The organism is Pimelobacter simplex (genome assembly GCF_900114845.1).
In the GTDB taxonomy this organism is placed as follows: Bacteria; Actinomycetota; Actinomycetes; order Propionibacteriales; family Nocardioidaceae; genus Nocardioides; species Nocardioides simplex.
Genome location: NZ_FOUK01000001.1, coordinates 100,918 through 120,825, shown reverse-complemented (window position 1 = coordinate 120,825; position 19,908 = coordinate 100,918). Strand labels below are relative to the sequence as shown.

Below are 19,908 nucleotides of genomic sequence, written 5' to 3'. Positions count from 1 at the left end.
GCAGGTACAGGTGACATCGGATCTGCGTCGATGTGTGCCGGCACTGGACGGATGTGCACCACGCCGAGACTCCCCCGAGATCAGCCGTGCCTCGTCACGGTAGACAGCACGGTAGGCAGTACGGCCCGTCGCGACCGCGGTGAGCGCCCTCGTGGTCGGTATCCCCAGCGCGCCCGCCCGAGCGACGCACTACGTGCCCTGAGGTCGGCTGTCCGGCAGGGAGCCCCAGATCTTCCAGGGGAGCAACCAGGTCAGGCTCAGGGCCCAGTTCAGACGCCAGCGGTCTCGGATGTCCACTCCGACGAAGATCACGGCCATCTCGTCGGCGGCGACCTGTCCGGCAGCTTCCACCGTGAGCGTCAACGAGATCGCGCCGGAGTCATCGGTGTAGGGGATCGTCGTCTCCGAACCGCTGCTTCCGCGTTGGACGACGACGGAGCCCCCCAGTTGCTCGCCGCGCCCCAGCGCGGCGATGCCTCGGTTCACGGCACGGGCGAGGCTCCAGGCATCCTCCATCTCTCCGGCGAGCCCCACCACCACGCCGGCGCAATGCACGACGGCGTGGCGCCCGTATCCGGCCAGGACCACCTCGCGCACCTCAGCCGCCAGAACTTCGATGTCGCGCAGACGCGCCAGCGGAGACGGACACGGAGAGTCACCCACCCACGACCAGGGATTGGCCATGACTGCGGTCGAGACCACGACAGGCGAACCGGTTGTGCCCTGGAGCGCACCACCAGCAGGTATGAGCGTGGAGGTCGACCTTCTGACGCGCATCATCACTGCCGTCGCTTTCAGGCGGGAGGACCGGGCGACTGGGCGCTTCACCGCCGGATCGCCCTCCAAGCGGTCCGAGGAGGCGAGAGGACGCACCCGCGGTTGACGGAGGTGACCACTCGGCCACGACCCCAGGGGTCTCGTGCCTCGCGAGCAGCGGCAGTGCCCTTCGTCATCGAAGATTCCTCTGGGTCGTGACCGATGGAGTCTCCCGTCCGGACAGCCATCGCCGCCCGGACGGGAGAGGTCAGTGGTGGCCGGTCAGGTGGTGGGAACGACGACCGTCTTGGTCTCGGTGTACGAGTCGAAGACAGCGGCGCCGTGCTCCCGGCCCCAACCCGACTGCTTGTAACCCCCGAAAGGCAGCGCCGGGTCGAACACGTTGTAGGAGTTCACCCACACCGTCCCCGCACGGAGCCGGTCGGCCACCGCGTGCGCGCGAGCGACGTTGGAGGTCCAGACGCCGCCGGCGAGGCCGTAGCACGACGAGTTCGCCGCGCGAACGACCTCGTCGACATCGTCGAAGCGCTGCACGGTGATGACGGGACCGAAGATCTCCTCGTCGACCACCTTCATGCCGGGTGCCGTGTCGGTGAGGACCGTCGGCTCGATGAAGTAGCCGGAGGCGCCGAGCTGGGATCCGCCGTAGGCGAAGGTCGCGCCCTGCTGCCGTCCGCTCTCGAGGTAGCCCATCACCGTCGAGAACTGCTGGTCGGAGACGACCGGACCCATCTGCGAGCTCGGGTCGAGGCTGTCGCCCACCTTGATCTGCGCGGCGAACTTGGCCACGCCCTCGACGACCTGGTCGTAGACGCCCGACTGGACGAACAGACGGCTGCCCGCCGTGCACGCCTCACCCTGGTTGAAGAAGACGGCGTTCGCCGCGCCAGCGGCGGCCGCCGCGATGTCGGCGTCGTCGAAGACGATGTTCGCCGACTTTCCGCCGAGCTCAAGGGTGACCTTCTTGAGGTTGCCGGCCGATGCCCGCACGATGTGGCGGCCGACCTCGGTGGATCCGGTGAACGAGACCTTGTCGACACCCGGGTGCGCGGTCAGAGCGGCGCCCACGGTCTCGCCGTAGCCCTGGACGATGTTGACGACGCCGTCGGGGAAGCCGGCGTCCCGGATGACCTCGCCCAGCAGGGCGGCGGTCAGCGGGGTCTGCTCGGCGGGCTTGAGGATCACGGTGTTGCCGGCCGCGAGCGCGGGGCTGAGCTTCCAGGCCGCGAGCATGAGCGGGAAGTTCCAGGCGATGATCGCGGCGACGACGCCGACCGGCTCCCGCTTGGTGTAGGCGAAGTAGTCGCCCGGGGTGGCGACGGCGGAGATCGGGATCGTCGATCCGACCAGCTTGGTCGGCCAGCCTGCCATGTAGCGGAACCAGTCGACCGTGAGGGGCAGGTCGACAAGTCGCGCGTAGGTGACGGGCTTGCCGGTGTCGAGGGCCTCGAGGTGGGCGAACTCCTCGGTACGGGCCTCGATGAGGTCAGCGAGACGCCACAGGATCTTCCCGCGCTCCGAGGGCGTCATCCGGCCCCACGGGCCATCGAGGGCAGCGCGGGCCGCGGCAACGGCCCGGTCGACGTCGGCCTCGGTGCCGGACGCGACCTGCGCCAGCACCTCCCCGTTGCACGGGTTGACCGTGGCGAAGAAGTCGTCCGCCGCGTCGATGCTCGCGCCGCCGATCAGGTGGCCGATCGGCCTCGACAGGATGTCCGCGGCAGCCGCCGGGGCGTCAATCGAGAGGGTCATCTTTCCTGCTCCTATGGGATGGGTGAAGGGATGGAGAACGGGAGGTCAGCCAGCGACGCGGCCCTCGGCCGACGCCATGCCGTCGTAGGTGTCGCGGGCGATCAGCTCGTGGAGCTGGCGGCGACGGACGCCCATGTTGCCGCCGTCGTAGACGGGGAAGCAGAGGACGTCGTTCATGATGGCGGCGATGGGCGTCTGGTCCCCGTAGCCGTCGACACCGACGAGCCGCATGGTGTCGTAGACGGCCTGGACGGAGAGCTCCGAGCAGAAGACCTTGGCCATGTGGCCGAGCTCCTCGTCCGCTCCGCCGGTCACGTCGTAGTGATGGCACGCCTTCCAGGTCAGGTAGCGCGCTGCCTCGATGCGGGTCTTGATGTCGACGAGCATGTAGCCCGCGTTCTGGTACTCGATGACCGGGACCGGGCCGTTGCGTCGCTCGGTCTTGGCCCAGTTGAGCGCGAACTCGAAGGCCGCGCGCATCCGGCCGACACAGGCGGCGCCGATCAGGGAAGCAGTCCAGTTGAACGCCATCCGACAGATCTCCATTCCGTCGCCCGGCTTGCCGAGGATGTTGCCGGCCGGGACGCGCACGTCGGTGAAGGTGAGCTTCGGCGAGATCGTCGCGCGGTGGCCCACCGTGTCGATGAGGCCAGAGACCTCGAGCCCCGGGGTGTTGCCGGGTACGACGATCACCGCGAGGGACTCGTGCGGCGGCTTGGTCATGTCGGTACGGCACACGAGGGTGATGAGGTCGGGCCCCTTGCCCTCCCAACCGGTGCCGTTGGTGGTGTAGTGCTTGGTGCCGTTGATGACCCACTCGTCGCCCTCGAGACGCGCGTGCGTGCGGACGCCGACGGACGGGTCCTTCGAGTCGAAGTTCGCCCCGCCGCCGGCCTCGGTGAAACCGAAGGCGGCGAGAAGCGCGTCGGTCCCGGTGAAGGGACGCAGCCACCGCTCCTTCTGCTCATCGGTGCCGAAGTGGATGATCGCCTGCAGGCCCAGACCCGTGGCCAGCAGTGCCGTCGGCACGTTGACGTCGACGGAGGTGAGCTCCTCGGCCGCGATCGAGAAGTCGACGGAGCTCATCTTCTGCCCACCCTGAGCGTCCGGGATGAGCGCCTTGACGAAACCGGCGTCCACCATCTCCTGGTAGAACGGACGCAGGGCGTAGAACCGCAGGTCCGGCGTGGGCAGACCGGCAATGGCCGCCTCGACATCGACCAGGCGCTTGTGGGCGAAGGTACGCGCCGCCTCCTGCAGCTGGCGCTGGCCCTCCGTGAGGGTGAAATCGATAGCCATGACGTCCTCCTTCGGAGGCAGACGGTCGGTCCGCCGGCCACCCCTGAAGTGTCGGAAGTCACACGGGTCATTGGCGTGGAGATCCCTGCAGATCCGCTTGGACGACCGTGCACGATGTCGGCGTCAGCCCGCTCGGCCCAGGGGGAGGGGCTCCACCGTGAACCTGTCCGGTGAGGAGGGCACTCCCCCGAATGCCCCTCGAAAGTGGGTGACGTCCGGGACGCGGAGGCGGACAATCAAGGTTGAGATCGACGCGGGAGTCGGCTAGGGAAGGAGGCGGATCGTGCACGTCTGGGACACGGCGACGCTTCCTGCTACCGACCAGATGTCCTACTGGGCAGACGTCGTGTGCGAGGCATTCACTCCCCTTGCTCCCACTCGGACCCGTGATCACCTGGGCAGAAGCAAGTCGACAGAAGGGTTGTACGGCTGGGTCCGGTCGGCGCGTCTGGCGAGCAGCAACTCCGCCGAGATCGCTTCCTGCACGCAACGCCTCTCCCACGGCGCGGCGGAAGTGCGGCGGTCTCCCAGCGAGGAGATCTTCGTCAATCTTCAGCTAGCGGGCAGCTGCCGCGGCGAGCAGGACGGTCGTCAGTGCGTCGTGCGTCCCGGTGAGTTCGCCCTCTTCGACACCACCCACCCGTACACGCTCGAGTTCGAGGAATCCGGAGCCGGACGCCCGTGGCACGTCCTCTCGTTCCGCATCCCGCGTGACCGCATCGTCGACCTGATTCCCACCAACACGCGGTTCACGGCCCGCACGATTGCGGATGTCTCCGGCCCGGGCGCCGTCGCCGCTTCCATGATGAAGAGTCTCTGGGCCTCGAACCAGGACCTCGGGCCGTCCACCAGGACCACGCTCGACAATGCGTGCACCCAGGTTGTCGCTGATGCGCTCTCCATGTTCGCTCCGTCGGCCCCGGTGGACAGGGCGGGAGCCGACGACGCACTCCGTGTCGCGGCTCGCCGCTTCATCGTCGAGAACCTGAGTTCAGGAAGCATCCCGGCCGACCTGGCCGCACGCCACGTCGGCGTCTCCGTGCGACGGCTGCATCAGCTCTTCGCGGCCGAGGGAACCACCTTCGGTTCCGTCGTCAGGGAGACGCGGCTACGTGAAGTGGCGCGCAGCCTCACCAACCGGGCCGACACCAGGGCCATCGCCGACATCGCCGCAGCCTGGGGCTTCTACGACGGCCCCCACCTGAGCCGGCTCTTCCGCGAACGCTTCAGCTGCACGCCGAGCGAGTACCGCGCCTCCCACGGCCGCGCCGACTGAGCTGGACGACCATCAGGACGAAACCCCGCACGGGAGGGCAGGGAAGGTCAGGGTCACTGTCGTGCCTTCCCCCGGGGACGAAGTGATGACAGCGTTGCCGCCGTGCGCTTCCATGATCTGGCGCACGATGGCCAGGCCGAGACCGGTGCCCCCGGTGGCTCGGGTGCGTGAGCGGTCGACCCGGTGGAAGCGGTCGAACACGAAGGGCAGCTCTGCCTCGGGGATTCCCTCGCCGGTGTCGGTGACGGTGATGCTTCTCGGCGTCGCTGCCAGGACGACCGAGCCGGTCGGCGGGGTGTGGCGCAGTGCGTTGGCGACGAGGTTGACCAGAGCCTGGCGCAGCCGGACGGGGTCGGCCTCGATGACCACCGACGGAGCACAGGAGACGGCGAGGATGGGCGAGGCAAAGGACTCCGCGACCTGGCTGAGCAGGTCCTGGACCACGACCGGCGCGGGCGCGAGCCGGAGCTCGCCGGCGTCACCGAGAGCCAGGTCGTGCAGGTCGTCGACGAGGCGTTCGAGGTGAAGGGCCTCCTCGTGCACTGACGACAGTAGCTGCGCGTCCAGCGGTGCGATGCCGTCCTGTGCTGCCTCCACCCACCCCCGCACGTTGGCGAGGGGAGTGCGCAGCTCGTGGGAGACGTCGGAGACCAGCTGCCGGCGTGCCGATTCGAGCTGCTCACGGCGGGAAGCCATGTCGTTGAAGGCGCGGGCGAGCTCACCGACCTCGTCGCTCCGGCGCGCCGGTGCCCGCGCGGACAGGTCGCCGGATCCCGCGCGGTCCACCGCCAGGGCCAGCGTCCTGAGTGGTCGCACGACGTAGGCGGTGAGGAGCGCGGAGAGGGCCAGGGTGAGCAGCAGGACGGCGCCCGCGAGGAGCGCGATGCGGCGCTGCGAGTCTCCCGAGAGGTCCCAGAACACCGAGGGCTGCGCTGGTTCGGATCCCACGTAGAGCAGGGCCTGTGGCGCGACGTACCTCGACAGCACCGCCCGGCGCGACCTGTCGACGCAACGCGCGACCTGGTCGCTGCTCTCCGGCGTCGACACGATCGCGGAGAAGTCCTGCCTCAGAGCCAGCACGGGCTCGAGGCCCGCTCTGATCACGCAGCGGTTCACCCGCTGCTCCAGTCGGAACCAGGCGCCACGGGCGAAAGGCTCCGCGAACGGACCCAGCGCACGCCGATCGATCCCCGCTCGGACAGGTACGACGAACTCTCGGCAGGCGGAGATTTCGGCGACCGCCTCGCACGCGACCGGAGCCGGCTCCGTAGCGGCGGAGGGGGCGGCCGAGGAGAGCAGGACCACGTCGACATCGAGGGGGTCGATCTCGGCGCGTGCTGCTGCCGGGGCGCGGGGCGAGCTGTTGCCGCTCGAGGAGTGCAGGACGCGCCCGGTCGGGTCGGTGACGGTGACCGATGAGCCTGTTGTCGCGGCCAGACGGTCGATCAGCGCGGAGGCCGAGGACCATGACGTGTGGGTGGCCGCGTAGGCGACGAGCGCGTCGTAGGTCGTGGCGTCGGCGTGCAGCGACTGTTCCTGTTCCTGCTGGACGGCCACTGTCGTCGAGCGCACCGTGGCCCAGGTGGCCGCCACGACCGCCACCACCGCGGTCATCGCCCCGAGGAGGAACAGCCGCACGAACAGGGAGCGGTGCCATGAGACCCTCACCGTGTCGTCACGTCGGCCAAGGCGTACCCGACACCGTAGACAGTGCGGATCAACGAAGGGTCGAGCTTCTTGCGGAGCTGCACCACGTGCACGTCGACGCTGCGCGGTGAGACGTACTCGCCCATTCCGTGAACCGCTCGGAGCAGCTGATCTCGGGTGAAGACTCGGCCGGGCTCGGAGGTCAGCGCTGCCAGAAGCGCGAACTCCCCCGGAGTGACCTCGACGTCGTCGCCGCGGAAGGTCACCGAGTGCGCCGCCGGCGACACCGTCAGCGCACCGACGACGACCGGCTGCGGTGAGGCGACGGAGGTGAGTCGGGACCGGCGCAGCAGCGAGCGTGCGCGAGCCATCAGCTCGCGCGGGGAGTAGGGCTTCGTCATGTAGTCGTCGGCGCCCAGGTCGAGTCCCAGCAGGAGGTCGTCCTCGCTGCGGCGTGCGGTCAGCATGAGGATCGGCACGTGCTCGGTGCCCGGCGAGCTCCGGAGGATCCGACACACGTCCATGCCGTCGACTCGCGGCATCATCACGTCGAGCACGAGCAGGTCGGGAGTGCGTCGGCGCACCTCGTCGAGGGCCGTCCGGCCGTCGCCGACAAGGGTGACCTCATGCCCCTCAGCGACGGCGTAGCGACGGATCAGCTCCGCCTGCTTGGGGTCGTCCTCGGCGACCACGATCCTGGACATCGCTCAAGAATAGAGATCCTGACGGCGGCCCAACATGGCCCTGACAGGTTCCTCACACTCTCCCGGCAGGGTCGGCGCCATGACACCCCTCAAGCTGACCTTCCCCGCCCTCGCAGTGCTGATCGGGCTAGTCCTGACCGGGTGCAGCGCAGAGGGCGACGACCCGAGCGTCGCCAGCCTTCCCTCCGGCTCCACGAGCCCGTCCGGCTCATCTGGCGGCACTGATCAAGGCGGGCAGGACGGCCGGAACGGCACTGCCGGTGCCGGGACCGACGACCGCGACGTCGCCGGTCCCGGCACCGACGAGTCCGGGCCGACCCAGGGACGGCCCCAGTTCCGCATGGACGACACCGTGCAGCGGCGCAGCAACCTCCAGGTGGCCTACAACAAGTGTCTGATCGACAACGGCGCGAAGGAGAACACCGGACGTGAGGGGGTCGATCTCGCCGTCGCCCCGGGCGAGGACGCCGATGGCAACCCGATCGGTCCCGTCGTCCTCGAACCCGTGCCCCCGGCGGCCCGGGCCGCCTGCCTCTCCAAGCTGCCCGTGATGCCTCCGGAGCTCAGCCCCGCCACCAACCCGGACTTCCACCGACAGTCCTTGGCGTACGTCGCGTGCATGCGTGACGGCGGCCTGTACGTCGAGCTGCTCAGCCACGACAACCTCGACTGGACCTACGCCGAGGGCCACTCGGTCCCGGAGAACAGCTACCAGCTCGAGGACGACTGTCTGGTCGAGGCGTTCGGCGGATGACACGCGGCAAGCTCGTGGCGACGCTCCTGGCCGTTCTCGCCCTCACGGCTGGTACCGGCGGGTGGCTGCTCACCGATCGCGACAGCGCACCCGCGGCCGAGCACCGCGCGACCCGCCCGACCGTCACCGTCGAGCAGGGCGCGCTGCGTCAGAGCATTCAGCTCACCGGCACCCTCGGATACGGTTCGCCGAGGACCGTGACCGGCACCGGGGACGGCATCGTCACCTGGCTGCCCAGCGCCGGCGTCACCGTGGCCCGCGGTCGGCAGCTCTACCGTGTCGACGATGCGCCGGTCGTCTTGTTCTACGGCGACCTTCCGCTCTACCGGGAGCTCGCGGAGCCTGCCCCGCCCGAGAAGCCGGCGGACGACGCTCCGCCGCCGCCCCCGGCGCAGCCCCAACACGGCAACGACGTCGACCTCGTCGCCCGCAACCTGGCAGAGCTCGGCTTCTACGACGGAGCGACGGAGGACGCGACGTACTCCGGCAGTCTCGTGTCCGCGGTGCGCGCCTGGCAGTCGGCTCAGGACGAGGAGCCCACCGGTGTGCTCGGTCCCGGCAACGTCCTGGTCAGCACCGGCGCGGTCCGCGTGGACAGCCTCACCGCGCAGGTGGGTGACCCCGCAGCCACTGCCGTCCTGTCGGTCACGACGACCGCGAGGGTGCTCACGCTCGACCTGGCCGAGACGGACACGACCGACGTCGTACCCGGAAGGAAGGTTCGGGTCACCCTGGGCGACGGAACGGTCGTGCGCACCAAGGTGCAGCACGTCGGGAAGCCCACGCCGTCCGACGACGGCAGACCGGCGACCGTCCCGGTGCTCGTCCGCCCCACGCGGGTCGGCTCGCTGGCGGGGGCAGAATCCGGGCCCGTCACCGCGGTGCTGGTGACCGCCGCCCGTCACGATGTCCGCTACGTGCCGGTGACCGCGCTGCTCGCTCTCGCCGGTGGTGGCTACGCCCTGGAGCGCCCCGACGGCACCCTCGTCCCGGTCGAGATCGGGATGGTCGCCGACGGCGAGGTCGAGGTCGACGGCATCGAGGCCGGCGCATCAGTGGTGGTCGCGCAATGAGCGTCCTCGAGCTGGCTGGCGCCGGCAAGGAGTACGCCGGCGGCGTGGTCGCACTGCGCGACGTCGATCTGACGATCGGTGCTGGCGAGGACCTGGCCATCGTCGGACCGTCGGGCTCGGGCAAGTCGACCCTGTTGCACCTGATGGGCACGCTCGACCGTCCGACGACCGGCAAGGTCCACATCGCGGGCGAGGACGCCACCGCGCTAGGAGATGACGCGTTGTCGCGGCTCAGGTCCCGTTGGCTGGGCTTCGTCTTCCAGCAGTCGTACCTCGCCGACCGGCTGACCGCGGTCGAGAACGTCGCCGTGGGTCTGTTGTACGCCGCAACGCCGCGTCGTCACCGCAGGAGACGCGCCGAGGACGCACTCGACCGCGTCGGCCTGGGGCATCGGCGCGACCACCTCCCGCACCAGCTCTCCGGAGGGGAACGGCAACGAGTCGGCATCGCCCGGGCTCTTGTCAACCAGCCTGCGCTGGTGCTCGCCGACGAACCGACCGGTGCTCTCGACCAGGACACCGGTCGACAGGTGCTCGCACTGTTCCGGGACCTGCACGCCCAGGGCACCACCATCGCCCTGATCACCCACGACCCGATCGTGGCGGACACGTTCAGCCGACGGGTCGAGATCCGCGACGGAAGGATCACGCCGTGACCGACGCACTGCATGAGGCCTGGCGCGGCGTCCGCGGCCGCCCCGGACGGGCCGTCATGAGCGGCATCGGGATCGCACTGGGCATGGCGACCCTGGTGCTGGTCACCGGCATCCCGGCCAGCGGGCAGGCAGATCTGGACCGCCGCCTCACCGCGCTGGGCACCGACATCCTGGTCGCGCAGCCCTCGGCGGCGAGCGAGGACGCGCCCGCACTGCCCGAGCATGCTGCGGCGATGGTGCGCCGGATCGGGCCGGTCGAGGCGGCCAGCGCGGTCGCGAGCCTCGACGCCCGGGTCCGGCGTACCCCTCTTGCCGACCCCAACGACACCGCCGGCATCGTGGCTCTGGCTGCTACCGGCGACCTGCTCAGGACCATCCGAGGTCGGCTCGCGAGTGGCGCCTTCCTCTCCTCCCCCGGTCTGCCGACCGTCGTCCTCGGCGCGCAATCGGCTCGCTGGCTGGGCATCACTCGCCTCGATCCCGCGCGCCCGGCGCAGATCACGGTCGGCGATACCCGACTCACGGTGGTCGGCATCCTCGCGCCGATGCCGCTGACGCCGGAGCTCGAGCAGTCCGTGCTGGTCGACTGGGACGCCGCACTCGCGCTCGGCTTCGACGGGCACCCGAGCGTCGTCTACCTGCGCACGGCCGAGAGCCAGGTCGAGTCAGTGCGCGACGTGCTGCCAGCCACCCTCAGCCCCGAGCTGCCCGGGCTGGTGGGCGTGAGCCGCCCGAGCGACGCCCTGGCCGCCAAACGCGCCAGCCAGGGCACCTTCTCCGCGCTGTTCCTCGGCCTCGCCGGCGTCGCCCTCGCGGTCGGCGGCATCGGTATCGCGAACACGATGATCGTGGGGATCCTGGAACGTCGACGTGAGATCGGGCTGCGCCGCGCACTGGGCGCCCGCCGCAAGGACATACGACGCCAGTTCCTCACCGAGGCGATGCTGCTGTCCGCGCTCGGCGGCATTGCCGGCGTCATCGGTGGCGTGGTCGGCACGTTCGGTTTCGCGACGACACGGGGATGGCCGCTGGTCGTGCCGCTGCCCGCGCTCGCCGGCGGGCTGGCCGGATCGGTGCTCGTCGGCGCCCTCGCCGGCCTCTACCCCGCCGTGCGCGCCGCGCGGCTCCCCCCGACCGAGGCTCTGGCGACGTGATTCCCCACGCCGGCGGACGTGCCAGGTCGTCACACGACGTGGTGCTGTTCAAGGAACAGGCAGGCGGCTCCGGCACCCCGTCTCCCTCAGCGTCTGGCACTGCGCCGCCCAGGTCTTCCCCGAGACGTCAGGGGGGCGTCGGAAAGGTGAGGACGGCCTTGGTGACCTTGGCGTCGTGGACGTCGTCGAGCGCGGTGTTGATCTCGTCGAACGGGTAGGTGGTGATCAGCTCGTCGAACGGGAACCTGCCTTGACGGTAGAGGTCGATCATCTGCGGCACGAACTCCTGTGGCACTGCGTCCCCCTCGATCACCCCGATCAGCGATCGCCCGAAGAGCAGATGTCCCTGGTCCAGGGTGATGTCGTTGGGGACTCCCTGGAAGCCGACCGACGCGCAGACCCCAGGAGTCTGCAGGCACTCGAGTGCGGACCGCACGACCGCGGGCAGGCCGATGCAGTCGACGCTGTACTCGACACCTCGCCCTCCAGTGATCGCGATGATCCTCTCGGCGGCGTCCTCCCCGCGGGAGTTGACCACATGCGTCGCTCCGAGCTCCGACGCGCGGGCGAGTCGAGCGTCGTCAACATCGACGGCGACGATGGTCTCCCCCACCACGTCCAGCGGCAAGCTGATGCGGCGGATGCTCCGGGCACAGGCGTAGTGCGGACACCGAGTGCGAGCGCCCACTGCACGATGAGGAGAACGCCCCGGGCGGGTCCGGCCTCCCGCGGGGCCCGGACGGCGAACCGCTCACGCGAGCGAGGGGAGGCAGTCCGTTCCCGGGGGCGACGCAGAGGGCTCGACGTGTTCTCGAGCCGGTTCACGAGACGGAGAAGGCCCACCTCCCTGTCCGGGAAGTGGGCCTCTTGACCTGTTTGCGCAGGTCATGCGGTTGTTCGTGCTCTGCGCGCCTGTAGGGATTCGAACCCCAAACCTTCTGATCCGTAGTCAGATGCTCTATCCGTTGAGCTACAGGCGCTCGTCGCCGTGGCGACCGAATGAGAATAGCCGAGGCACCCCGTCGATGCCGAATCACCGCCGCCTGCCGGTGTGGAAGCATGGCTCCATGGCCGGCTACCGCCCCGAGGATCGGGAGCTCTTCGAGCAGGAGGCCATCGGTCTCTACGAGCTCATCCTGAACGAGGGCGGCCTGGCGGCGGACGACGACCGCCTCACCGACGGGACGACGTTGCGGCGGGCGTTCGACCTGCTCGTCGAGCTGGGCCTGCTCCAGCTCGACGGGACGCGGAAGACGTGGCGGCCGCTCGAGCCGAGCAATGCGCAGGCGCGGGTGGTGACGCCGCTGGGCAACGAGGGGGCGCGGCTCCTGCAGGAGTCGGCGCACTGGGCGTCGGCGTTCACCCACCTGGCGCAGAGCTGGCGGCGGTCGCCGGCGGCGAACGAGTCGGGGCCCTTCCTCTACCTGCACGGCGAGGCGATCAACCCCTACCTGACCACGCTGGTCAGCGAGGCCCAGGAGGAGCTCCTGACGGCGCAGCCGCAGGCGACGCGCAGCGCGAAGACGGTCGCCGAGGCGGCGGTGCGCGACGTGGCCGCGCTCAAGCGCGGGCTCACGATGCGCACGCTCTACCAGCACAGCGCCCGCCGGCACCCCGCGACGCACACGTACGTCGCCACGGTCACCGAGCACGGCGCCGAGGTGCGCACGCTCGACGAGTTCTTCAACCGGATGATCGTCGTCGACCGCCAGGTCGCGCTCATCCCGGCCGCCGACAGCCTGGCGACGGCGGTCGTCGTCCGGGAGGCGGCGATCGTGGCCTACCTGGTCGACGTCTTCGAGCGGGCGTTCGCGCGGGGGCGGCCGTTCGCGAGCGGTGAGCAGCGGGTGCGCAAGGAGATCGCCTCGGAGCAGCGGGCGATGACGATCCGGATGCTCATCGAGGGGCACGCCGACGCGGTGAGCGCCAAGCGGCTGGGCGTCAGTCCGCGGACGTACGCCGGCTACGTGGCCGAGCTCAAGGAGGAGTACGACGCCGAGACGCGCTTCCAGCTCGGCTACACGATGGCGAAGCTGGGCATCGCCGGCCAGGAGGACGACGACGACGCGTCGCCGGGGTGAGGCACAGGGGTGAGCGACCCCGGGCCCGAGACCCGGGGTGTGGCAGCGCAGCCGTCAGCGGTGCGCGCCCGGAATCACCCGCCAACCCCAACCGGTGTCCGCCTCGGCAGAGCTCGGCACGGAGACGACGCCGATGGTCACGACCACGACGGCGAAGGAGAAAGCGGCAGTCCTGCGGGCGAGCTTCTTCATCTCGGCCCCCCTTACTGGGTTGTGGGCCTGCACCCTCGAACAGGCCCTGAATCGCCTGCCCCTACCCGCTCAGGGGCGTGCGCAAACCCATCTTGCCGCAGAGATCCAACAGAAGCGAGGCAAAAGCGGGCTCGTCATCTCACGTTCGCCGTCCGGCCGACGTCTACGGGGTACCCGACCCGGAAGGACCTCCCCGCGTGCCCCTCGACCTCCCCCTGCTCGCCGGAACGCTCGCGACCGCGATGTTCGTGACCGCGGCGCTGCCGATGGTCGCCAAGGCCGCCCGCACCAAGGAGATGGCGTCCTACAGCGCCGGCAACCTGGTGCTGAGCAATGCCGGCAATGCGCTCTACTCGGTCTACGTCCTCACCACCCCGCCCGGACCGCTGTGGGCGCTGCACGCCTTCAACACGGCGGTCGCCCTGCTGATGCTCGCCGGCTGGCTCCGGTACGGCGCCCCGGCCCGCACGGGATGGCCGATCATGGCCGGGACGTCGTCCACGACCACGACCGCGAAGGGGAGGGAGACGCGGTGAAGCAGCCGTTCGAGCAGGTGGTGGCCCAGCACGGACCCGCCGTGCTGCGGGTGTGCCGCGTCCTGCTCGGCAGCCACGACGCCGAGGACGCGTGGTCCGAGACGTTCGTGGCCGCGCTGCGCGCCTACCCGGACCTCCCGGCCGACGCGAACGTCGAGGCCTGGCTGGTGACCATCGCGCACCGCAAGGCGATCGACGTCCTGCGCGCGACCGGACGACGCCCGCTCCCCGTCGACGAGCTGCCCGAGACCGCGACCGACCCCGGCCCGCCACCCCCGGACGACGACCTGTGGGCCGCCGTCCGCGCCCTGCCGGCGAAGCAGCGCCAGGCGGTCGCGTACCGCTACGTCGCCGGCCTGCCGTACGCCGAGATCGCGGCGATCCTCGGCGGCTCCACCGATGCCGCCCGCCGCGCCGCGGCCGACGGCATCAAGAACCTCCGCACGACCTACCCGGGCCTGCTCACGGAAGGAGCCCGCTCATGAACGACCTCACCCCCGCCGAGCTCGGCGCGTCGCCGGACGACGCCGACATCCTCGCCCGGCTGCGCCGGCGGCTCGCCGCCGACGCCGCCGGCGCCGACCTGCTCGACGTCGCCTACACGACCGTCGACACCCCCGTCGGTCCGCTGCTCCTCGCCGCCACCCCCCGCGGCCTGGTCCGCGTCGCCTACGCCAGCGAGGACCACGACCAGGTCCTCACCACCCTCGGCGAGCGCCTCTCGCCGCGGATCCTGCGCGCCCCTGCGCGCCTCGACCCCGTCGCCCGCGAGCTGGACGAGTACTTCGCCGGGCGGCGCCGGACGTTCGACGTCCCGCTCGACCTCGGGCTCTCCCACGGCTTCCGCCAGCTGGTGCAGCGCCACCTGCCCGAGATCGGCTACGGCGAGACGCGCAGCTACGGCCAGGTCGCGGCACTCGTCGGCAACCCGCGGGCCGTGCGCGCCGTGGGCACCGCCTGCGCGACCAACCCGCTGCCGGTCGTCGTCCCGTGCCACCGGGTGCTGCGGGCCGACGGCAGCCTGGGCGGCTACATCGGCGGGGCCGACGCGAAGACCGCGCTGCTGCGGCTCGAGGCGGCGGCGTGAGCACCTGGGAGGACCGGGTCGCCGGCGCCGACTGGGCCCGCGTCGCCGCCGACCTCGACCGCGACGGCGGGGCGCTGCTCCCCCAGTTCCTCACTGTCGCGGAGGCCGCGCAGCTCCGCGGGCTGTACGGGCGCGACGAGCTGTTCCGCAGCACGATCGACATGGCGCGGCACCGGTTCGGGTCGGGCGAGTACCGGTACCTGCGGACGCCGTACCCGGAGCCGGTCGAGCGGCTCAAGCAGGCGCTCTACCCGCGCCTGCTCCCCATCGCCCGGGACTGGTGGACCCGCCTGGGCCGTCCCGCGCCGTGGCCCGACACCCTCGACGAGTGGCTCGACCTCTACCACGCGGCCGGCCAGCACCGGTCGACGTCCATCCTGCTGCGGTACGGCGCCGGCGACTGGAACGCCCTCCACCGCGACCTGTACGGCGACCTCGTGTTCCCCCTGCAGGTGGTGGTCAACCTCGACGAGCCCGGCGTGGACCACACCGGCGGTGAGTTCCTGCTCGTCGAGCAGCGCCCGCGCGCCCAGTCCCGCGGGACCGCCACCCTCCTCCCCCAGGGCCACGGCTACGTCTTCACCACCCGCGACCGCCCCGTGCGCTCGGCGCGCGGCTGGTCGGCGGCGCCGGTGCGGCACGGCGTCTCGGCGGTGCGCAGCGGCGAGCGGCACACGCTCGCGCTCGTGTTCCACGACGCGGCCTGAGCCCGGACGCGCGCGACCCCGGTGAGCGATGCCCACCGGGGTCGTGGCTGCAGCGGAGGCGGAGGGATTTGAACCCTCGATGGGGTTGTAGCCCCAAACCCGCTTAGCAGGCGGGCGCCATAGACCAGACTAGGCGACGCCTCCTCCACTTGTCGGCCACAGACCGACCAGCGCAGCACAGGCTACAAGCACCTCGCGGATGCCGCCCAATCGGACCCCGGCATCGCCGCCGGATCAGCGCGCGGCGCGCTCCAGGTGGTCGCGGACGTCGCGCGCGAAGTCGTCCTTGTCGCCGGCCACCAGCTGCACCGGGATGGTCGTGCTCCGGCCGTCACGCAGGCGCAGGACGACGCACTCGACGCCGCTCGGCGCGGCCGCGACGGCGTCCTCGACCTCGGCCCAGCGGGCCTCGGTGACGCCCGCCGCGCGGATCGCCCGGACCCGGTAACCCGCGTCGGTCAGCCGCACCACGACCAGCCGCGACCGCAGCCACCACGACAGCCCGATCAGGCCCAGCAGCCCCAGCGCGAGGACGACGACGAGCAGGTCGGCGTTGAGCTCGAGGACCGCCACCAGCCCGGTCACCACCAGCAGCACCACCGCCAGCAGGATCAGGTACGCGCCCACGAACCGCGCCATGATCGGCGGGGCCAGGCGGTAGTCGGTGACCCCGGGCGACTGCGTGGTGCTCATGCTGCGATTGAACAAGACCGGACGAGCAGGGGCAAAGCGGCGCGGTCCGCGCGAGCGCCCTAGACTCTGCGACGTCCGGCAGCGCGTGCGCCGCCGGGCGAGGAGGGGTGCCGGAGTGGCCGATCGGAGCCGCCTTGAAAGCGGCCGTAGGGAGACCTACCGCGGGTTCGAATCCCGCCCCCTCTGCTCTGGATGGCGCGAGCGTGTCTTCGCCGGCCGGGGGGCAGCAAGCTGCCCGGGAGCCGGCTCTCGACGCGCTGCCGCGCTCGCGGTCGAGGTTCGCTCGGTGCGCGGTTGGCTGGCGGCCAGTCCGCTCAGGCGAGCCGGAGCTCGATGAGCACGTCGCCCTCCTGGACGACGTCGCCCACGTCGACCTTGACCGCGGTGACGACACCGGCGACCTCGGCCATGACCGGGATCTCCATCTTCATCGACTCCAGCAGCACCACGGTGTCGCCGACGGCGACGGAGGCGCCTTCGGCGACCTCGACATGGAGCACGTTGGCGACCATCTCCGCGACCAGCTCTGACGTCGTCACTCGGGCCATGTGACGACCGTAGGCGTTACCCCCGAGTACCCGAAAGCCGGGGTCAGAGGAGGGGCTCGAAGCGGCGCGGCTCCGGGCGGACGGCGGCCGCCTGCTCGGCGTCGCGGCTGCGGCGGCCGCGGGTGCCGGTGAGGGCGAGGTCGAGGCGGATGAGGAGCCAGCCGAGGACCAGGCCGATGACGAGGGAGTAGGCGACCGAGAGGCCGGCCTCGCGGACCGAGACGGCGGGGTTGGCGAGGGCGGTGGCGGCCGGGGAGGTGGCGGCGACGCCGAAGGCGCAGACCCACCAGCCCTGGCGGCGGCGGGCGCGCATGTGGCAGCCGTAGGCGAGGGCCGGGACGCCGAGCACGGTGGCGATCGGGCGGGGGAAGGCGCCGAGGTGGTCCCGGCTCCAGCGCACCCAGCCGAGCAGCTCGTCGACGAGGCCGGTGGAGCCGTAGCGGCGCAGCAGCTCGGCGTACAGGAGGGTCGCGGCGAGGACCACGCCGCCGACGGCGACGATGATCAGGCCGCGGCGGCCGATGCCGTGGAAGCCCGCACCGAGGCGGTAGACGAGGACGATGGCGGCGGCGAAGGCGAGGCCGAGGCCGACGTACTCGAAGCGCTCCTTCTGGATCGCCGGCTCGAAGCCGATCGCGGCCATCGCGCCGACGGCGCCGAAGAGGAGCGCGATCACGCACTCGCGGGCGGCCCCGAGCAGGCCGGCGGCGGGGACGGTGATCATCACGCCGAGGACGGCGGCCACGGCGGAGGTGCCGACCGCGGCGCCGGTGAGGAGCAGGTCGTTGTCGCTGAGGACGGCGGCCACGCCGCAGAGCAGCGCGAGCGGACCGAAGATGAGGGGGCGGCCACCGGTCCGGGCGGCGAGGCCCCAGGCGAAGACCGTCGCGACGACGATCGAGCCGGTGACGCCGAGCTGCTCGGGGCCGACCGGGACCATCGCGCAGACCAGCGCCGCGGTGCCGAGCAGGACCAGGGCGAACCAGATCAGCAGCGGCACCCGCGACTCCCCGAACTCACCGATGCGCTGCTCGAGGGGAGCACGGGAGGGAGCGCGGGACACGGAGAGCGAGCCTATCTGGTCGGCAGTGCGGCGAGAGGCGCGTCCCCCGGCAGCCTGCTGCCTGTCCCCCGCCGAAGACGCGATCGGCCCCGATCAGCGCAGGCGGCGGTTGGCCAGGGACGGATTGACCCGACGGGCCTCGTCGAGCACCGTGCGCTCCGCCACGGCCCGGACCACCTCCGGCGCATCCGGGGCCCCGGGCCCCGCCTCCGCGACGACCTCCCCGAACGGGTCGACGACCATGGAGTGGCCGCAGTAGCGCGGGGCCGGCTGGCCGACCGCGGCGACGTAGACCGTGTTCTCGATGGCGCGCGCGGTCAGGAGGGTGCGCCAGTGGTGCACCTTGCGGGGACCCGCCACCCACGCCGCCGGGACGACGACCAGCTCGGCGTCCCGGTCGACCAGTGCCCGGGCCAGCTCGGGGAAGCGCAGGTCGTAGCAGGTCATCAGGCCGACCTTCCAGCCGCCGATCTCGACGACGACCGGCTCGATCGGCCCGGCGGTGAGGCGGTCGGACTCGCGGTAGCCGAACGAGTCGTACAGGTGCACCTTCCGGTACGACGCCGCCGCGGCGCCGCGCACCAGCAGCGTGTTGTAGGGGCGCTCGGGGTCCGGGCCCGGCTCGAACATGCCGGCCACGAGCGTCGTCCCGTGCGCGGCCGCGGCGTCGGCGACCGCGCCGGCGAAGGGGCCGTCGAGCGGCTCGGCGAACGGGCTCACGTCGGAGCCGGCCTCGCCGAAGTCGCGGGCGAAGGCCTCCGGGAAGGCCACGAGCTCGGCGTCGCCGGCGTGCTCGGCGCTCAACCGGGTGAGCGCGTCGCGGTTGCCGGCCGGGTCGAGCCCGGCGGCGGCCTGGACGAGCGCGAGGCGGAGCGTGGGGGTCGTCACGGTGCCAGCGTAGAGAGTTCTTTGGGAGGATCGGAGGCGTGGCGATCGAGATGGGGCTCTCCGGGTTCGCGGCGGTCGTGCTGGCCGGCGGCCAGGGATCGCGCCTGGGAGGCGCCGACAAGGCGTCCATCGAGATCGACGGGCGGACGCTGCTCGACCACGCGCTCGACGCGGTCATCGACGCGAGCGAGGTCGTCGTCGCAGGGCACCAGGTGCCGACCGACCGTCCGGTGACGTTCGTGCGCGAGGAGCCCCGGTTCGGCGGACCGGCCGCCGGGCTGCTGACGGCGCGCGACGTCCTGCTGCGGCGGTTCCCGACGCTCGCGGTGCTCGCCGTGGACATGCCGCGGCTGACCGCCGGGACGTTCCGGCGCCTCCACGAGGCGGGGGTCGGCCACGACGGCGCCATCCTGACCGACGGCGACGGGCGGCGGCAGCTGGCGTTCGTCGTCGAGACGGCCCGCCTGGACGCCGTCCGACCGGACCACGAGGGCCAGCACGGGCTGTCGATCCGGGCGCTCCTGGCACCGCTCGACCTGGTCGAGGTCCCGCCGCTGGGCGACGAGGGACGCGACATCGACACCTGGACCGACCTGCGCGACGCGTCCGGCGACGCACCGTAGGGGGCGCGGGGGCCTTGTCAGGGCCGGGGCCCTCGTATCACTCTGGTCGGGTGAACCTCCACGACTGGATCGATGAGTTGTGCGACGCGCTCGACATCGAGGCCGAGGCTGACGAAGGTCTGCTCGTCGACCTCGCCGGGATCACGCGCGAGAACGTCCACCCCGCCGCCGGCTTCGTGACCGCCTTCCTGCTCGGCGTCGCCACCGGCGAGCAGGGCGCCGACCCCGACGAGGTCGAACGCCTGGCCGCCCGGGCGCAGGCGCTCGCCGAGTCCTGGGACCGGCCTGCCGGCGCCGCCGAGGAGGAGGACGAGGACGTCGAGGTCGACGAGCTCGCGGAGGCGGAGTACGAGGAGGACGAGCAGGACTCGCTCGTCTAGGCCTGGCCCCGCCTGCCA

Annotated in this window: 23 protein-coding genes and 3 tRNA genes; 13 read left to right on the top strand and 13 right to left on the bottom strand. The window is 71.4% G+C overall.

The annotated features are described in order from the left end of the window. Positions 1-189: 189 nt before the first annotated feature. From BM223_RS00625 to BM223_RS00615, 3 genes are all read right to left on the bottom strand, one after another. Positions 190-684: a hypothetical protein gene (locus tag BM223_RS00625; RefSeq protein ID WP_143128538.1), complete on the bottom strand. Its 495-nt coding sequence runs from the start codon at positions 682-684 to the stop codon at positions 190-192. Positions 685-1,038: 354 nt separating this feature from the next. Further along, a complete protein-coding gene (locus BM223_RS00620; protein ID WP_038682412.1) occupies positions 1,039-2,529 on the bottom strand; it encodes an aldehyde dehydrogenase family protein in 1,491 nt (496 codons plus the stop codon). A 45-nt stretch (positions 2,530-2,574) separates the two neighbouring features. Then, entirely contained in the window at positions 2,575-3,828 is a 1,254-nt protein-coding gene (locus BM223_RS00615; protein WP_038682414.1) for an acyl-CoA dehydrogenase family protein, read from the bottom strand. A 283-nt stretch (positions 3,829-4,111) separates the two neighbouring features. On the opposite strand from BM223_RS00615, the gene BM223_RS00610 reads away from it, so the two are divergent. Beyond that, entirely contained in the window at positions 4,112-5,104 is a 993-nt protein-coding gene (locus tag BM223_RS00610; RefSeq protein ID WP_082003841.1) for a helix-turn-helix domain-containing protein, read from the top strand. Positions 5,105-5,116: 12 nt separating this feature from the next. On the opposite strand, the gene BM223_RS00605 is transcribed toward BM223_RS00610, so the two are convergent. Together BM223_RS00605 and BM223_RS00600 are read right to left on the bottom strand one after the other, a co-directional pair. After that, positions 5,117-6,718: a sensor histidine kinase gene (locus BM223_RS00605; RefSeq protein WP_141267551.1), complete on the bottom strand. Its 1,602-nt coding sequence runs from the start codon at positions 6,716-6,718 to the stop codon at positions 5,117-5,119. A 50-nt stretch (positions 6,719-6,768) separates the two neighbouring features. After that, on the bottom strand, positions 6,769-7,455 hold the full coding sequence (locus BM223_RS00600; RefSeq protein WP_038682420.1) for a response regulator transcription factor: 687 nt from the start codon (positions 7,453-7,455) through the stop codon (positions 6,769-6,771). Positions 7,456-7,534: 79 nt separating this feature from the next. Here BM223_RS00600 and BM223_RS00595 point away from each other — a divergent pair, with 79 nt between their 5' ends. Genes BM223_RS00595 through BM223_RS00580 form a run of 4 tightly spaced genes read left to right on the top strand, consistent with a single transcriptional unit; the run spans position 7,535 to position 11,092 of the window. Further along, positions 7,535-8,209 carry a hypothetical protein gene (locus BM223_RS00595; RefSeq protein WP_075018430.1) on the top strand — a complete coding sequence of 225 codons (675 nt, stop codon included), beginning with the start codon at positions 7,535-7,537 and terminating at the stop codon, positions 8,207-8,209. Then, a complete protein-coding gene (locus BM223_RS00590; protein ID WP_038682424.1) occupies positions 8,206-9,282 on the top strand; it encodes a peptidoglycan-binding domain-containing protein in 1,077 nt (358 codons plus the stop codon). The genes BM223_RS00595 and BM223_RS00590 overlap by 4 nt, the downstream gene beginning before the upstream one ends. A 44-nt stretch (positions 9,283-9,326) precedes the next feature. Continuing rightward, positions 9,327-9,938, top strand: a complete 612-nt coding sequence (locus BM223_RS00585; protein WP_307723168.1) for an ABC transporter ATP-binding protein — start codon at positions 9,327-9,329, stop codon at positions 9,936-9,938. After that, complete coding sequence (locus BM223_RS00580) at positions 9,935-11,092, top strand: ABC transporter permease (RefSeq protein ID WP_038682427.1); 1,158 nt, start codon at positions 9,935-9,937, stop codon at positions 11,090-11,092. Before BM223_RS00585 ends, BM223_RS00580 begins: the two co-directional genes overlap by 4 nt. A 127-nt stretch (positions 11,093-11,219) precedes the next feature. Here BM223_RS00580 and BM223_RS00575 read toward each other — a convergent pair whose 3' ends face one another. Beyond that, positions 11,220-11,780, bottom strand: a complete 561-nt coding sequence (locus BM223_RS00575; protein ID WP_082003842.1) for a zinc-binding dehydrogenase — start codon at positions 11,778-11,780, stop codon at positions 11,220-11,222. Positions 11,781-11,999: 219 nt separating this feature from the next. Beyond that, positions 12,000-12,072: transfer RNA gene (locus BM223_RS00570), tRNA-Arg, on the bottom strand. Positions 12,073-12,159: 87 nt separating this feature from the next. On the opposite strand from BM223_RS00570, the gene BM223_RS00565 reads away from it, so the two are divergent. Next, positions 12,160-13,173, top strand: a complete 1,014-nt coding sequence (locus tag BM223_RS00565) for a phospholipase D-like domain-containing protein (protein WP_038682429.1) — start codon at positions 12,160-12,162, stop codon at positions 13,171-13,173. Between the two features lie 54 nt (positions 13,174-13,227). On the opposite strand, the gene BM223_RS28765 is transcribed toward BM223_RS00565, so the two are convergent. Then, entirely contained in the window at positions 13,228-13,365 is a 138-nt protein-coding gene (locus BM223_RS28765; protein ID WP_158510240.1) for a hypothetical protein, read from the bottom strand. Between the two features lie 197 nt (positions 13,366-13,562). Between BM223_RS28765 and BM223_RS00560 the strand changes: the two genes are divergently transcribed. The 4 genes from BM223_RS00560 to BM223_RS00545 are packed head-to-tail and all read left to right on the top strand — an operon-like array spanning position 13,563 to position 15,695. Continuing rightward, on the top strand, positions 13,563-13,901 hold the full coding sequence (locus BM223_RS00560; RefSeq protein ID WP_038682431.1) for a hypothetical protein: 339 nt from the start codon (positions 13,563-13,565) through the stop codon (positions 13,899-13,901). Further along, the gene (locus BM223_RS00555) at positions 13,898-14,386 is read left to right on the top strand and encodes an RNA polymerase sigma factor (RefSeq protein WP_038682433.1); all 489 of its coding nucleotides are present in this window, start codon (positions 13,898-13,900) and stop codon (positions 14,384-14,386) included. The genes BM223_RS00560 and BM223_RS00555 overlap by 4 nt, the downstream gene beginning before the upstream one ends. Then, positions 14,383-14,988, top strand: a complete 606-nt coding sequence (locus tag BM223_RS00550; protein WP_052139122.1) for a methylated-DNA--[protein]-cysteine S-methyltransferase — start codon at positions 14,383-14,385, stop codon at positions 14,986-14,988. The genes BM223_RS00555 and BM223_RS00550 overlap by 4 nt, the downstream gene beginning before the upstream one ends. After that, entirely contained in the window at positions 14,985-15,695 is a 711-nt protein-coding gene (locus BM223_RS00545) for a 2OG-Fe(II) oxygenase (protein WP_038682435.1), read from the top strand. Before BM223_RS00550 ends, BM223_RS00545 begins: the two co-directional genes overlap by 4 nt. A 53-nt stretch (positions 15,696-15,748) precedes the next feature. Here BM223_RS00545 and BM223_RS00540 read toward each other — a convergent pair. Together BM223_RS00540 and BM223_RS00535 are read right to left on the bottom strand one after the other, a co-directional pair. Beyond that, positions 15,749-15,839, bottom strand: a tRNA-Ser gene (locus tag BM223_RS00540). A 90-nt stretch (positions 15,840-15,929) separates the two neighbouring features. Beyond that, positions 15,930-16,388, bottom strand: a complete 459-nt coding sequence (locus BM223_RS00535; RefSeq protein ID WP_038682437.1) for a hypothetical protein — start codon at positions 16,386-16,388, stop codon at positions 15,930-15,932. A gap of 101 nt (positions 16,389-16,489) precedes the next feature. Between BM223_RS00535 and BM223_RS00530 the strand changes: the two genes are divergently transcribed. Further along, positions 16,490-16,574: transfer RNA gene (locus BM223_RS00530), tRNA-Ser, on the top strand. A gap of 128 nt (positions 16,575-16,702) precedes the next feature. On the opposite strand, the gene BM223_RS00525 is transcribed toward BM223_RS00530, so the two are convergent. From BM223_RS00525 to BM223_RS00515, 3 genes are all read right to left on the bottom strand, one after another. Then, positions 16,703-16,936: a biotin/lipoyl-binding carrier protein gene (locus BM223_RS00525; RefSeq protein ID WP_038682439.1), complete on the bottom strand. Its 234-nt coding sequence runs from the start codon at positions 16,934-16,936 to the stop codon at positions 16,703-16,705. A 43-nt stretch (positions 16,937-16,979) separates the two neighbouring features. Further along, complete coding sequence (locus BM223_RS00520; RefSeq protein WP_141267547.1) at positions 16,980-17,999, bottom strand: hypothetical protein; 1,020 nt, start codon at positions 17,997-17,999, stop codon at positions 16,980-16,982. A 93-nt stretch (positions 18,000-18,092) separates the two neighbouring features. Then, on the bottom strand, positions 18,093-18,887 hold the full coding sequence (locus BM223_RS00515) for a carbon-nitrogen hydrolase family protein (protein WP_038682441.1): 795 nt from the start codon (positions 18,885-18,887) through the stop codon (positions 18,093-18,095). A 38-nt stretch (positions 18,888-18,925) separates the two neighbouring features. Between BM223_RS00515 and mobA the strand changes: the two genes are divergently transcribed. Beyond that, a complete protein-coding gene (gene mobA / locus BM223_RS00510; RefSeq protein ID WP_052139124.1) occupies positions 18,926-19,510 on the top strand; it encodes a molybdenum cofactor guanylyltransferase in 585 nt (194 codons plus the stop codon). Between the two features lie 50 nt (positions 19,511-19,560). Beyond that, positions 19,561-19,890 (top strand): DUF6457 domain-containing protein, encoded by a 330-nt coding sequence (locus BM223_RS00505; RefSeq protein ID WP_052139125.1) that lies wholly within the window; start codon positions 19,561-19,563, stop codon positions 19,888-19,890. The last annotated feature ends 18 nt before the right edge of the window (positions 19,891-19,908 follow it).